The following is a 13,345-nucleotide window of genomic DNA, read 5'->3' on the forward strand; positions in this document are numbered from 1 at the left end:
CAGAGGCTTGATCGCATGACATCCCCGCCTCCCAACTCCCGGTTCGTCGTCATCGGCGGCGGCATATTCGGCAGCTCGGCTGCCCTGCATCTGGCCCGCCTTGGCGCTCGCGTCACATTGGTGACGGACGGCGCGCCTGCGAGCGGCGCGTCGGGGCGGTCGCTGTCATGGCTCAATTCCGCGCGTTTGCGCTCGGCCGCCTACCACCAGCTGCGAATGGCCGGTCTGGAGCGCTATCGCGCGCTGGCGGCCCGGCATCCAGATGCCGCCTGGCTGCGCTTCGACGGCGGGTTGACCTGGGACGCCGACAGCGACGCCAACGCCATCGCGGAGGTGTTCGCGCATGAACAGAACATCGGCTACCCCGCACGGCATTTGAGTGCGGATCAGGTCGCGGCGGTGACGCCGGGTGTCGATGCCCGTGCGATCCCGCCCCAAGGAGCAATCTTCAACCCCGACGAGGGCTGGGTGGATCTTCCCTCCCTGATCGACCTGCTGCTCGGCGAGTTCACCGCCCTCGGCGGCAGGCTCGTGAGGGATGCCGGAGAGGCCTCCGTGGTGATCTCGGGCGATCGCGTCACCGGCGTCACCACCGTAGGCGGACAAAACTTCCCGGCCGATGCGATCCTGCTGGCAACTGGTCCTGCCGTGCCGAAGATCGTCGCGAAGGTCGGGTGGCGTATTCCCGATGCGACGCCGATCGGTCTTCTCGTCAGGACGAAGCCTGCAGATCTGCGCCTGCGCGCCGTGCTGAACACACCTCGCGTGGCGGTGCGGCCGGCACTCGGCGGCACGTTGGTGCTGGATTCCGGCTGGTCGGAGAAGGAGGTCGTCGTCAATCGCGATGGCAGCTACGATGCGAAGGCTTCCACCGTGCAGGGCCTTCTGGCGGAGGCCTCCAAGGTTCTCGAGGGCAATCCGAAGCTGGAGCTCGCATCCTGCGGCATCGGGCCAAAACCCGTTCCGGAAGGCGGCGAGCCGGTATTTGGGCAGCTCGATGGCGTCACCGGCTATTACGTCGCCTTCAGCCATAGCGGCGCGACGCTTGGCCTGATCGCGGGGGAACTGATTGCCGGCGAGATGCTGACGGGCGAGGCGCACCCGCTGTTCGCGCCATTCCGCCCCGATCGCTTCGCGCAATAGCGGGGGCGCCGTCGTAGATGACACGCTTCAGCGGCGCTATCCGTCCGGATCCGGCCGCCGCCACTACCTAGAACCTATCGCGACTTCGTTATTCCCACTCGATTGTGCTGAAGCATCATAACCGTTTGATCCATCGAGCAAAATCTTTCCGCCGACGACGAAGAACCGTATCCCGGATCCGTCAGAAATTCTCGGTCTTGAATTCAAAGGAGAATTTCGGCGATCCGCGATTTGCTCGATTGCAAAGATTATCGCTACCTGTTGGTCGATTTTCTGCGGAGTTTTCCGCAAAGGCAGCGTCTCCAACCCGCCAAAAGACCGCAGCGATGGTGAAGTCCGTGCCGCCAGTCGTGTGACGTTGCGACCGGATTTGAGCCCGTTTCGCTCCCGTGCCCCAGACGGATTGCACCAGGAACCGACATGGAAGGGCGCTCGGAAAGCGAGCATTCGCCGGGGCCGCCGGTCGAGTCAGGGGGCGGTGCGACCGCCCGGCGCCAGCAATGCTTCGCTGCGCGCGAGCGCAGCGTCGACCTCGCGCCCCCGTGTCGTCAGGACGTATTCGACATGGCGCACGCGCTCACTCAAATCGCGACGCTCGACATAGCCGGCCGCCTCCAGCGCCTTCAATCTCGCAGACAAGAGGCGGGCGGAGATGCCTGGCGGCATATGGCGGCGCAGGGCCCCAAAGCGCAGCGTTCCATGGCGCGCGAGCGTAAAGACGACATGGCTCATCCATTCCTGCGCGAAAAACTTGAGAAGCGGATCTGCAAGACATCGTTCTTCTTGCATTTCTTGACTCTGAACTGTGTCTCTCATGGCTGAGGTAGTATCCCATCGGTAACTAATGGTCATTGCCGCGATGCGGCATTAGCTTCCCGGTGATTCTAACCGGAGACCTCAACCTTGTCCCTCGCCAAAGCAATTCCCGGCAAGCTCCTGCTGACGCCGCAGGACCACACGCTCATCCTGATCGACTTCCAATCACAAATGTCGTTTGCGACGAAGTCCATCGACGCAGTCACGCTCCGCAACAACGCAGCCCTGATCTCGCATGCCGCTGCGGGTTTCGGCGTCTCGACGATCCTGACGACGGTCGCCGAGAAGAGCTTCTCCGGCCCGATGTTCGGCGAGATCACCGAGGCTTTCCCCGACCAGGCACTTCTCGACCGCACTTCGATGAACACCTGGGAAGACGAGGCCGTCATCGCGAAGGTCAACGAGATCGGCAAGGCGCGTATTGTGCTGGCCGGCCTTTGGACCGGCGTTTGCATCGTCGGCCCGGCGCTTTCGGCGCTGGAGCAGGGCTTCGAGGTCTATGTCATCTCCGACGCCTGCGGCGACGTCTCGGACGAGGCGCATGAGCGGGCGATGGAGCGGATGATCCAGGCCGGCGCACGGCCGATGACCGCGCTTCAGTACCTGCTCGAGCTGCAACGCGACTGGGCCCGCACCGAGACCTACGAGCTCACCACCGGCATCGCCAAGAAGTTCGGAGGCGCCTACGGGCTCGGCATCATCTACGCCAAGTCCATGTTCGGCGCGCAGGAAGGTCACTGACCATGCCGACGATCACCACCAAGGACGGTGTCGCGATTTTCTACAAGGACTGGGGTCCCAAGGATGCCCAGCCGATCATGTTCCACCACGGCTGGCCGCTCAGCTCGGACGATTGGGACGCGCAGATGCTGTTCTTCCTGTCGAAGGGCTACCGCGTCGTCGCCCATGACCGCCGCGGCCATGGCCGCTCGGCCCAGCTGAGCGAAGGCCACGACATGGATCATTACGCCGCCGATGCCGCGGCAGTGGTCGAGCAGCTCGACTTGAGGAATGCCGTCCATATCGGCCATTCCACCGGCGGCGGCGAGGTCGCCCGCTATGTCGCCAGGCATGGCGAGCTTCAGGGCCGCGTCGCCAAGGCGATACTGGTCAGCGCTGTGCCGCCGCTGATGCTGAAGACCGAGAGCAATCCTGACGGTCTGCCGATCGAGGTCTTCGACGGCCTGCGCACGGCGCTCGCCGACAACCGCGCCCAGTTCTTCCTCGACCTGCCGAGCGGGCCCTTCTACGGTTTCAACCGGCTGGGAGCGAAGGTCTCTCAGGGCACGGTTCAGAACTGGTGGCGCCAGGGCATGAGCGGCGGATCCAAGGCCCATTACGACGGCATCAAGGCCTTCTCGGAGACCGATCAGACCGAGGACCTCAAAGCGATCACCGTGCCGACTCTGGTGCTGCACGGCGAGGACGACCAGATCGTGCCGATCAAGGCTTCGGCCCGGCTCTCGGTCAAGCTGCTCAAGAACGGCACGCTCAAGACCTATCCGGGCTATCCCCACGGCATGCTGACCACCCATGCCGACGTGATCAACCCCGACCTGCTCGCCTTCATCGAAGGCTGATCTGGCGCGGTGCGGCCCCGCCGCGCCGCCCTCCGCGACCATTGGGAGATCGCATGAAGCTCTACCTTGCTTCGCTCGCCGCCGGTCTTTTGATCGGCGCCATCTATGCCCTGATCAATGTCCGTTCGCCGGCGCCGCCGGTCGTGGCGCTGATCGGACTGCTCGGCATCCTGATCGGCGAGCAGTTACCTCCTTTGGTGCGCGGGCTCTGGAGCCGCGAACCATCCACGCAGTCCTGGGAGCTGCAGGTCAAGCCGCACATGTTCGGCCATCTGCCAAAGGGTGCCCCCCGCTCGCCGGTCCGGGACGACAAGGGAGCCGCGTGATGCCGACGCGCCGCGCTGTTCTCGGTGGCCTGGCTTTACCTGGCCTCGCTTCCTCAGCCCTGGCTGCAGGCCTCAATTCGACGACTGGAGACAAGCCCATGACCGCCGATCTCATCTTTCATAGCGGGCTGATCACCACGCTCGACCGCTCGAACCCAACGGCGAGCGCAGTCGCCATCAAGGACGGCCGATTCCTCGCCGTCGGCGGAGAGGCGGAGGTCATGGCGCATGCCGGGCCGGACACCAAGCTCGTCGACCTCAAGGGCAAGCGGGCCCTGCCCGGCCTGATCGACAACCATCTCCACATCATCCGCGGCGGCCTGAACTTCAACATGGAGCTGCGCTGGGACGGCGTGCGCTCGCTCGCGGACGCGATGAACATGCTCAAGCGCCAGGTCGCGGTGACGCCAGCGCCGCAATGGGTGCGCGTCGTCGGCGGCTTCACCGAGCACCAGTTCACGGAGAAGCGCCTGCCGACGATCGACGAGATCAACGCGGTGGCGCCCGACACGCCGGTCTTCCTGCTGCATCTCTATGACCGCGCCTTGCTCAACGGCGCGGCGCTGCGTGCCGTCGGCTACACGAAGGATACCCCCAATCCGCCGGGCGGCGAGATCACCCGCGATGCCAATGGCAACCCGACAGGGCTGCTGCTCGCCAGGCCCAATGCCGGCATCCTCTACTCCACGCTTTCGAAGGGGCCGAAGCTGCCCTTCGACTATCAGGTCAACTCGACGCGCCATTTCATGCGCGAACTGAATCGGCTCGGGGTCACCGGCGCGATCGATGCCGGCGGCGGCTTCCAGAACTATCCCGACGACTATGCCGTCATCCAGAAGCTCGCCGACGAGAACCAGCTCACCGTCCGCCTCGCCTACAACCTGTTCACGCAGAAGCCGAAGCAGGAGAAGGAGGACTTCCTCAACTGGACCAAGACCTCGAAGTACAAGCAGGGCGACGACTATTTCCGGCATAACGGCGCCGGCGAGATGCTGGTGTTCTCGGCGGCCGATTTCGAGGATTTCCGCGAGCCGCGCCCCGACATGCCGGCCGAGATGGAGGACGATCTCGAAGGTGTGGTTCGGATCCTCGCCGAGAACCGCTGGCCCTGGCGCATGCACGCGACCTATGACGAGACGATCTCGCGCTCACTCGACGTCTTCGAGAAGGTCAATCAAGACATTCCGCTCGAGGGGCTGAACTGGTTCTTCGACCATGCCGAGACGATCTCGGAACGCTCGATCGACCGGATCGCGGCGCTGGGCGGCGGCGTCGCCGTGCAGCACCGCATGGCCTTCCAGGGCGAGTATTTCGTCGAACGCTACGGACTGGGCGCCGCCGAGGCGACGCCGCCGGTCGCGCGCATGCTGGAGAAGGGCATCAAAACCTCCGCCGGCACCGACGCCACCCGCGTCGCCTCCTACAACCCCTGGGTCTCGCTCTCCTGGCTGATCACCGGCCGCACGGTCGGGGGCCTGCGCCTGACGCCCGAGCGCAACTGCCTCGACCGCGAGACGGCGCTGCGGATGTGGACCGAGAACGTCACCTGGTTCTCAAACGAGGAAGGCAAGAAGGGCCGCGTCGCCGTCGGCCAGCTCGCCGACCTGATCGTGCCCGACCGTGACTTCTTCTCCTGCCCGGACGACGAGATCTCCTACATCTCGGCCGATCTGACGGTCGTCGGCGGCAAGATCGTCTATGGCGCCGGCGATTTCGCCAAGCTCGACGAGAGCGCTCCGCCGCCCGCCATGCCCGATTGGTCGCCAGTCAGGACGTTCAAGGGCTACGCTGCCTGGGGCGAGCCGGAAGGCGCCGGCAAGAACTCGCTGCGTCGCACCGCGATGAGCTCCTGCGGCTGCGCCAGTAACTGCGGCGTCCATGGCCACGACCATGCCGGTGCCTGGGCGAGCAAGCTGCCGATCGCCGACCTCAAGAGCTTCTGGGGCGCGCTCGGCTGCGCCTGCTGGGCCGTATGACGATGCAGGATGCAACGCTGCTCATAGGCCGGCTATTGCTGGTGGTGCTCTATGTCGTGCGCGGCCTCGGCAAATGGGGCGATCTGTCCCGCATGAAGAATCTCGGCCTTGCGGGTGGTCTCCTGATCTTGGCAGGCATGGGTGCCGGGCGTTTTGCACTCATGCGCCCATCCTCCCGCCTGTCCGCATAGGAGCGCGCCGTGTCAAATCCCAACCCCGCAGCCGCCCTCACCCGGCCCTCGGTTCGCTGGCTCGCGCTGCTGCTGCTCTGCGCCGCCTATATCCAGGGCCCGGTGACCAAGATCCTGGATTTCAACGGCGCGACTGCCGAGATGACCCATTTCGGCCTTTCGCCCGCGCCCGTTTTCGCGGTCGCAGTGGTCGCCTTCGAACTCGTGGCCTCCGTCATGATCCTCGCCGGTATCCTGCGCTGGCTCGCCGCGCTCGGCCTCGCAGGCTTCACGCTGATGGCGACCTTTGTCGCGCTGCGCTTCTGGGAGATGGCGCCAGGGCACGAGCGGATGATGGCGACGAACGCCTTCTTCGAGCATCTCGGCCTGATCGGCGGCTTCCTCTTGGTCGCCTGGCACGATCTGCGTAGCGAGGCCCGCCCATGAGCGCCGCCGAGACCAAGGCACCACCCGCCTCGAGCTTCGCCCCGCTGCGTCAACGCGTTTTCGCCGTGCTGTGGGCCGCCACGATCATCGGCAATGTCGGCAGCTTCATGCGCGACGTCGCCAGCGCCTGGCTCGTCACCGACCTATCGGGCGCGCCGGCTGCCGTCGCCTTGGTGCAGGCGGCCGCGACACTGCCGATCTTCCTGCTCGCGATTCCCGCAGGCGTGCTGTCCGACATCCTCGACCGGCGCAAATTCCTGATAGCGATCCAGGTCCTCCTCGGACTTGTCAGCCTGTCGCTGATGGCGCTTGCTCAGACGGGGCTGCTGACTGTCAGCAGCCTGGTGGGCCTGACCTTTCTCGGCGGCATCGGTGCGGCGCTGATGGCGCCGACGTGGCAGGCGATCGTGCCTGAGCTCGTGGCGAAGCCGGACCTCAAGAGCGCAGTCGCGCTCAACTCGCTCGGCATCAACATCTCCCGCGCCATCGGTCCGGCGCTCGGCGGTCTGATCCTCGCCGCGCTCGGTGCAGGCTTCACCTATGGCGCCGACGTGCTGAGTTATGTCGTCGTCATCGGCGCGCTTATCTGGTGGAAGCGCGCTCCAAATGCCGATGACGCACTGAGCGAGCGCTTCACCGGCGCCTTCATCGCAGGGCTCCGCTATGCGAGGGCAAGCCGTGAGCTCCATGTCGTGCTGCTGCGCGCTGCGATCTTCTTCGCCTGCGCCAGCGCCGTCTGGGCGCTGCTACCGCTGGTCGCACGCAACCTGCTGGGCGGCGGTGCCGGCTTTTACGGCGTCCTTCTCGGCGCAGTCGGGGCGGGTGCCATCATCGGGGCGTTCCAGTTGCCGCGACTGCGCGCGCGGCTCGATGCCGACGGCCTCCTGCTCCTATCGGGAATCGTCACCGCGGCAGTGATGGCTGCGCTCGCTTTCGGGCCACCTCAGTGGCTGGCAGTCGTGATCCTGCTCCTGCTCGGCGCGGCCTGGATCGTCGCGCTGACGACATTGAACGGCGTGGCGCAGGCGATCTTGCCCAATTGGGTGCGGGGCCGCGCGCTCGCCGTTTACCTGACCGTGTTCAACGGCGCGATGACGGCGGGCAGCCTCGGCTGGGGCGCCGTCGCCGAGGCCGCTGGCATAAGCGGCACCCTCCTCATCGGCGCGGCCGCGCTCGTGGTGGCAGCCTTCATCATGCACCGCGTCAAGCTGCCGGCCGGCGAGGCGGATCTCGCGCCGTCGAACCATTGGCCCGAGCCGCTGGTCGCCAGCGCTGTGGAGAACGACCGCGGCCCCGTCCTGATCCTGATCGAGTACCGGGTGCAGGCGGCCGACCGCGATGCCTTCGTGAAAGCGATCCACGAATTGTCGATCGAGCGCCGTCGCGACGGCGCCTATGGCTGGGGCATCACGGAGGACACAGCTGACCCCGAGAAGCTGGTGGAGTGGTTCATCGTCTCCTCCTGGGCCGAGCATTTGCGCCAGCACCGCCGCGTCTCCAAGGCTGATGCGGATCTGCAGAATGAGGTGAGGCGCTTCCATACCGGCGAGAACGGTCCGGTCGTGCGCCATTTCCTCTACCTGCATCAGCCGGCACATGCGCCCGCGACGGGAGGGCTCCAGCCGTGACCCTGCTCCGGCTGGTCGCAGCCCTCGCCTTCGGCTGCTGGGGGATATCCGGCGCGGCGCTGGCGCAGGCGGTCGCACCTTGCAAGCCGGATGGCGCATCGGCGTCGTGTAAGGCGGCCGACCAGGACCCGTTCACCGCGCTCAAGGACATCCCGCTTTCGCCCGATGGATCGGTCAGCCTGAGTCTCGGCGGACAATTGCGGGTCCGGCCGGAATTCTCGCGCCATCCTGTCTTCGGGCTGGCGGCGCCGGCGCATAATAACGGGCTCCTGATCCGCTCCTTCCTGTCCGCCGACCTGAAACTGGGTCCCTATCTGCGCGGCTTCGTGCAGTTCGTCAGCGGGCAGGCGCCAATCTGGTCGGTCACTCCGCCGGGAACTCAGCTCGACCGGCTCGACCTGCTCCAGGGCTATGGCGAGCTGATGCTTCCGGCCGGGGCCGACAAAGTCATGATCCGGGGCGGGCGGCAGGAGATGAGTTTCGGCTCCTCGCGCCTTGTCTCGGTGCGCGAGAGCCCCAATGTCCGGCGAGCCTTCGACGGTGTCCGCGGGGCCTGGATCAGCGGCCCGGATCAGCGCATCGATGCCTTTCTGGTGCGCCCGGTGCTGCCCCTGAGCGGGATCTTCGACGACAAGTCGGACCCCGGCCAAGCCTTCTGGGGGGCGTACGCGACATCGCCCTTGCCCGGCTTGCCAGCGCTGAAAGCCGATCTCTACTATCTCGGCATCGAGCGCGAGAACGCCCGCTTCGCGCAAGGGGTCGCCCACGAGCGCCGCCACACCATCGGCAGCCGGCTCTTCGGCAAGGCCGCGGGTTTCGACTGGGACGTCGAAGGCGCCTTCCAGTTCGGCAGCTTCGGTCAGGCCGATATCCGCGCCTGGACCGTCTCGGCCGCACTCGGCTACAGCTTTCCGGACCTGCCCTTCTCTCCGCGCATCGGACTCAATGCCGACGCGATCAGCGGCGACGGCAATCTGCGCGACCGCAGGCTCGGCACCTTCAACCCGCTGTTTCCGAAGCTGCCCTATTTCTCCGAGGCGAACCTCGTCGGGCCGGCAAACCTGCTCGATATCCAACCCAACGTAACCCTGGCACTACTGCCCAAGGTCAAGTTCACCCTTAGCTGGAACCCGCTCTGGAAACAGAATGAGGCCGACGCATTCTATGGCCCGGCAATCACCCCCGTCGCCCGGACCGCAGGTGGTGCGGGCCGCTATATGGGACAGCAGATTTCGACCACGCTCGAATGGACTCCGACCGAGCATCTCACCCTCGGCGGAACCTATGTGAGCTACATGCCCGGCGAGCGCATCAGGCAGGCCGGAGGAACCTCCGGCTCCTTCGCCGCCGGCTGGGCGACCCTGTCGTTCTGACAAAAGGCGGCCGGGGGCCTGACGGGGCACCGGAGCCAGCTGACGCACCCTGGGGGTTGGTGTCCCCGGGAGTCGGTATCACATCGTCCGGTTGCCGCCCTTGCTCCCGCCGATCATCGGATTGCCCTTCAGATCGGCATCGGCCGGTTTCGGCGCCTTGAGATGCTCACGGTTCAACTGCCATCGTTCCGATGCGCCGGCCGCGAGCCGCCGCCCTTCCTTTCTGCCTCATGGCTATGGTGGCGGTCGCTTTCGCCGCCGCCGCCCGAGATTTTGCTGCGGCGGGGTCCGTCGGGGCCCGGCGGCGGCTTCTTGATGTCGAGCGGCGCCTTTGCGTTCTCATGCGATGCGCCCGGCCCGCCTTGCCTGATGCTGGCCGGCGTCTTGGTCGATGTGGACATGATCGTCCTCCTCAGCGGTCCTGCTGCAGGCCCTGATGCGTCGTGTTCTGCTTGATGTTCGCGTGACGACCCTTCTGTTCCAAATTCTGCGTCTGCTGATCAGCCGCCTGGGTCACGTGAGCGGTTTTGTCGCCGCCCGGTCCCTTATCGGTGCGGTTCGCCGGTGGGACCGGCAGGGTCTTCTTGCTCATCATATCCTCCTTCGTTGCCGGCCCGAGAGCGGTGTCGCGGGCGGCCGCCTGAGAACTGGGGGCTTCACGATTTGGACGAATGCTCCGCCTTGCCCTTGCGTTTGCTCAATGCCACGTCGTGCAGCTCCCTTTCGCTCGCCATCAAGGCCCCGCTTGAGCTCGCTGATATCGCCGCGCTTGGCGGCGAGCGCCGCGCCGGCCGTCTTCTGCTGAACGTTGGATTCCGCAGGCTGGATTTCGCGAGCACGGTGCACCTCCTCGCTGAGCTGCAGGGAATGGGCCGCTTTGCCAAACAACCTGCGAACTCCACAGACGTTCCCGGTTGGTAAAGAACGTTATTCTTGCTGCGACGTCCGCTCGTTGACACCCCTGTTTCTCGTTGAGACCGCCGTTTGATGAACCGATGGCCGTTCTCTCAGCGCTCACGTCGGCGTGAAGGATCGCTCATAGACCGTAGCCCCCGTCCGTGCATCGATACCTTGCAGGCTGACTTCGTAGCCCCAGAGCGTATGGACATGGCGCAGCGTCGCGTCGCAACTGCCGTGCTCCAACAGGATGCCGTCATTGACCTTGTGCTGCAGGCGCAAATGCCTTTGACCGAGTAGGTCCACGTCCACGACCTGGATGTCTGAATGGCTTGCGCCGATGTCGTATCTCTGGGCCAGAGCGGAACGAATCTGTTCGTAACCGCGCTCGTTATGGATCGAGGCGACATTGTAGAAGTGCTCGTTCGCCGCGTCTGACAGTACGAACATTCGCCATTTCCGGATCAGTGCCGGGCTGAGATACTGGCGAATGAAGGACTCGTCGCGGTGATTGGCCCAAGCCTCGAGCAGAATCCCGCGCCAGTCCCCCTGCCCCGCAATCTCGGGAAACCAGTCGCGGTCCTCTGCCGTGGGCTCGGTCGCGATGCGCCGGATATCCTGCATCATGTCCAGCCCCAGCGCGTAAGGATTGATGCCGGAGAAGCTGGGATCATCGAAACCGGGCTGGAAGATGACATTCGCGTGGTTGCGCAGGATTTCCAGCATGGCGCCTTCGCTGATCCGGCCCTGGTCGAACAGCGCATTCATGATCGTGTAGTGCACGAAGGTCGCGCAGCCCTCGTTCATCACCTGCGACTGTCGCTGGGGATAGAAATACTGCGCGATGACCCGGACGATCCTGAGGATCTCACGCTGCCAGGGCTCGAGGATCAGGCTGTTCTTTTCGAGGAAATAGAGCAGGTTTTCCTCGGGCAGCTTGAGCGCCCTCTTCCGTTCGACGACCGTGTCCTCCGTCTCATCGGCGTTGCTGCCCTCGGCCTGCCGAGGGATCGTGCGCCACAGGTCGTTATAGGAGCGCTCTTCGTATTCCAGCCGCTCGCGCAGTCCTTCGCGCTGCTTGTCCGAGGACAGCCTCGGAGGACGGCGGTATCGGAACACGCCCTGCTCCATCAGCGCATGGGCGGCATCGAGGATGGCTTCTACGGCCGCAACGCCATGTCTTTCCTCGCAGCGAGCGATCAAACCCTTGGCGAAATCCAGATAACCCAGGATCGCGCCGGCATCCGTCCATTGCTGGAACAAGTGGTTGTTCTTGAAGAAGTGGTTGTGCCCGAAGGCGGCATGCGCCGTCACGAGGGCCTGCAGGGCCATGGTATTCTCCTCCATCAGATAGACGATGCAGGGGTTTGAGTTGATCACGAGTTCATAGGCGAGGCCGCGCCCCGCCTTGCGGTAGAGCAGCTCCTGATAGAGGAAATGCTTCCCGAACGACCAGTGCCGGTACATCAGTGGCATGCCGATCGACGAATAGGCGTCGAGCATCTGCTCCGAGGAGATGACCTCCATCTGCACAGGGTAGATATCGAGCCGGAGCTCCTCCTTCGCCACTGCCTCGATGGCGTCGTAAGCATGCGACAATGTCCGGAAATTCCAGTCCGACCCGGAGAACAGCAGGCCACGTCTGGGCGCATGTTTGGGCATCGACGCTCCTTTCAGTCACGCTGCACGGCCGGCTGCTTGGTGAAGAGCTGCCGGAAGACCGGATAAATGTCGGAGGCCTTGGCGATGCGGCTCATGTCGAAATTCGACCACCTGTCCTTGACCGCGAGATAGGCCCGCCAGAGCGAGGTGCCGTTGGCCGTCGAGCCAAAGATCTCGCTTTCGCGTTCGTCGATGATCTCGACATAGGCGAAATACTGGCAGAGCCGCATGATCCCGCCGTCCATCAGGCTGAGGCAACGCTCGGAATCGGTAGCGAGATTGTCGCCGTCCGAGGCTTGGGCGGCATAGATGTTCCATTCACGGCTGGGATAGCGCTGCGCGATGATGCTGCGCATCTCCTCCAGCGCCGTCGAAACAACGGTTCCACCGCTCTGCGTGCTGTAGAAGAAGGTTTCCTCGTCGACCTCCTGCGCCGTGTGGGTATGGCGGATGAAGACGATGTCCGCGCGGTCATAACGCCGCTTCAGGAACAGATGCAGCAGGACGAAGAAGTCCTTGGCCAGGTGCTTCTCGCGCTCGCCCATGGAACCCGAGACGTCCATGAGGCAGAACATCACCGCGTTCGCGTTCGGCTGAGGCTGGGGATCGAAGCGGTTGAAGCGGATGTCGACCGGGTCGACGAAGGCGATCACGCGGCGGCGGCGCTCCAGCCGGTCGAGTTCGGCGCGCAGGACTGCGACGCGCCGGTAGCGCTGCGCGGAGTCTGTCCCGTCGGCTTCGAGACTGGCCAGTTCCCGGAGGATCGCCTCGATTTCCTCGCGCTTGGGCCGCCTGAGCGCAATGCGACGACCATGGCTGTTGCGCATGGTGCGAGCGATGCTGATGTTCGTCGGCGAGCCGCTCACCGAATAGCCGGCCCGCCGCGGCTTGACGGCGAGGACCTCCTTGAGGTTGAGCTTGACCATGTCGGGCAGTTCGAGGTCCTCGAAGAACAGGTCGAGCACCTCTTCGCGAGATAGCACGAAGCGAAAATCATCCTCGGAGGGCTGCAATCCCGGCGATGATCCCAAGCCCCCTCCCCGGCTCGGCTTCGGCAACTGGTCTCCTGGCGTATAATGCCGGTTCCCGGGCAAGACGTGCTGGCGCCGGCCGCTGTCCTTCGCGTCACGGAAACTCGGCTCGCTCGTGCCCGCCACCGGCATCGAAATGGCATGTTCACTGTCGACGTCAGCGATCTTTCCGGCCCGGATCTGCTCCTGGACGCTGCGCTTCAACTCCGTGCGCACGCGGCGCAGGAAGCGCTGGCGATTGCCCAGGCTCTTGTCCTTCGGGTTCAGGCGGCGATCGATGAAGATCGGCATGGCAC

14 protein-coding genes and 1 pseudogene are annotated in these 13,345 nt (G+C 64.8%); 9 read left to right on the forward strand and 6 right to left on the reverse strand.

What is annotated here, in order from left to right:
* Positions 1 to 15 precede the first annotated feature (15 nt).
* Positions 16 to 1,143: an NAD(P)/FAD-dependent oxidoreductase gene (locus C4S73_RS07280; protein ID WP_103871773.1), complete on the forward strand. Its 1,128-nt coding sequence runs from the start codon at positions 16 to 18 to the stop codon at positions 1,141 to 1,143.
* 468 nt (positions 1,144 to 1,611) lie between these two features.
* Here C4S73_RS07280 and C4S73_RS07285 read toward each other — a convergent pair whose 3' ends face one another.
* On the reverse strand, positions 1,612 to 1,875 hold the full coding sequence (locus tag C4S73_RS07285) for a winged helix-turn-helix transcriptional regulator (RefSeq protein ID WP_244595475.1): 264 nt from the start codon (positions 1,873 to 1,875) through the stop codon (positions 1,612 to 1,614).
* 171 nt (positions 1,876 to 2,046) lie between these two features.
* Between C4S73_RS07285 and C4S73_RS07290 the strand changes: the two genes are divergently transcribed.
* Genes C4S73_RS07290 through C4S73_RS07325 form a run of 8 tightly spaced genes read left to right on the forward strand, consistent with a single transcriptional unit; the run spans position 2,047 to position 9,459 of the window.
* The gene (locus C4S73_RS07290) at positions 2,047 to 2,700 is read left to right on the forward strand and encodes a hydrolase (protein WP_103871775.1); all 654 of its coding nucleotides are present in this window, start codon (positions 2,047 to 2,049) and stop codon (positions 2,698 to 2,700) included.
* 2 nt (positions 2,701 to 2,702) lie between these two features.
* On the forward strand, positions 2,703 to 3,539 hold the full coding sequence (locus tag C4S73_RS07295; protein ID WP_103871776.1) for an alpha/beta fold hydrolase: 837 nt from the start codon (positions 2,703 to 2,705) through the stop codon (positions 3,537 to 3,539).
* Positions 3,540 to 3,592: 53 nt separating this feature from the next.
* Positions 3,593 to 3,865, forward strand: coding sequence for a DUF1427 family protein (locus C4S73_RS07300; protein ID WP_103871777.1), 273 nt, complete (start codon positions 3,593 to 3,595; stop codon positions 3,863 to 3,865).
* Positions 3,865 to 5,841: an amidohydrolase gene (locus C4S73_RS07305; protein ID WP_103871778.1), complete on the forward strand. Its 1,977-nt coding sequence runs from the start codon at positions 3,865 to 3,867 to the stop codon at positions 5,839 to 5,841. Before C4S73_RS07300 ends, C4S73_RS07305 begins: the two co-directional genes overlap by 1 nt.
* A complete protein-coding gene (locus C4S73_RS07310; RefSeq protein ID WP_103871779.1) occupies positions 5,838 to 6,032 on the forward strand; it encodes a hypothetical protein in 195 nt (64 codons plus the stop codon). The genes C4S73_RS07305 and C4S73_RS07310 overlap by 4 nt, the downstream gene beginning before the upstream one ends.
* 9 nt (positions 6,033 to 6,041) lie before the next feature.
* Positions 6,042 to 6,458 carry a DoxX family protein gene (locus C4S73_RS07315; protein WP_103871780.1) on the forward strand — a complete coding sequence of 139 codons (417 nt, stop codon included), beginning with the start codon at positions 6,042 to 6,044 and terminating at the stop codon, positions 6,456 to 6,458.
* Positions 6,455 to 8,086: an MFS transporter gene (locus tag C4S73_RS07320; RefSeq protein WP_103871781.1), complete on the forward strand. Its 1,632-nt coding sequence runs from the start codon at positions 6,455 to 6,457 to the stop codon at positions 8,084 to 8,086. The genes C4S73_RS07315 and C4S73_RS07320 overlap by 4 nt, the downstream gene beginning before the upstream one ends.
* A complete protein-coding gene (locus C4S73_RS07325) occupies positions 8,083 to 9,459 on the forward strand; it encodes an alginate export family protein (protein WP_103871782.1) in 1,377 nt (458 codons plus the stop codon). Before C4S73_RS07320 ends, C4S73_RS07325 begins: the two co-directional genes overlap by 4 nt.
* 173 nt (positions 9,460 to 9,632) lie before the next feature.
* Here C4S73_RS07325 and C4S73_RS07330 read toward each other — a convergent pair whose 3' ends face one another.
* The 5 genes and pseudogenes from C4S73_RS07330 to C4S73_RS07350 form a co-directional block, all read right to left on the reverse strand.
* A complete protein-coding gene (locus C4S73_RS07330; RefSeq protein ID WP_103871783.1) occupies positions 9,633 to 9,860 on the reverse strand; it encodes a hypothetical protein in 228 nt (75 codons plus the stop codon).
* 11 nt (positions 9,861 to 9,871) lie between these two features.
* Entirely contained in the window at positions 9,872 to 10,051 is a 180-nt protein-coding gene (locus tag C4S73_RS07335) for a hypothetical protein (RefSeq protein WP_103871888.1), read from the reverse strand.
* A gap of 64 nt (positions 10,052 to 10,115) precedes the next feature.
* Positions 10,116 to 10,287 (reverse strand): annotated as a pseudogene (locus C4S73_RS07340) (DUF3008 family protein).
* Between the two features lie 186 nt (positions 10,288 to 10,473).
* Entirely contained in the window at positions 10,474 to 12,018 is a 1,545-nt protein-coding gene (locus C4S73_RS07345) for a SpoVR family protein (protein WP_103871784.1), read from the reverse strand.
* A gap of 11 nt (positions 12,019 to 12,029) precedes the next feature.
* Positions 12,030 to 13,340, reverse strand: coding sequence for a YeaH/YhbH family protein (locus C4S73_RS07350; RefSeq protein WP_103871785.1), 1,311 nt, complete (start codon positions 13,338 to 13,340; stop codon positions 12,030 to 12,032).
* Positions 13,341 to 13,345: the final 5 nt, after the last annotated feature.

Origin of the sequence: Allobosea lathyri (assembly GCF_900108245.1) — a bacterium.
GTDB lineage: Bacteria > Pseudomonadota > Alphaproteobacteria > Rhizobiales > Beijerinckiaceae > Allobosea > Allobosea lathyri.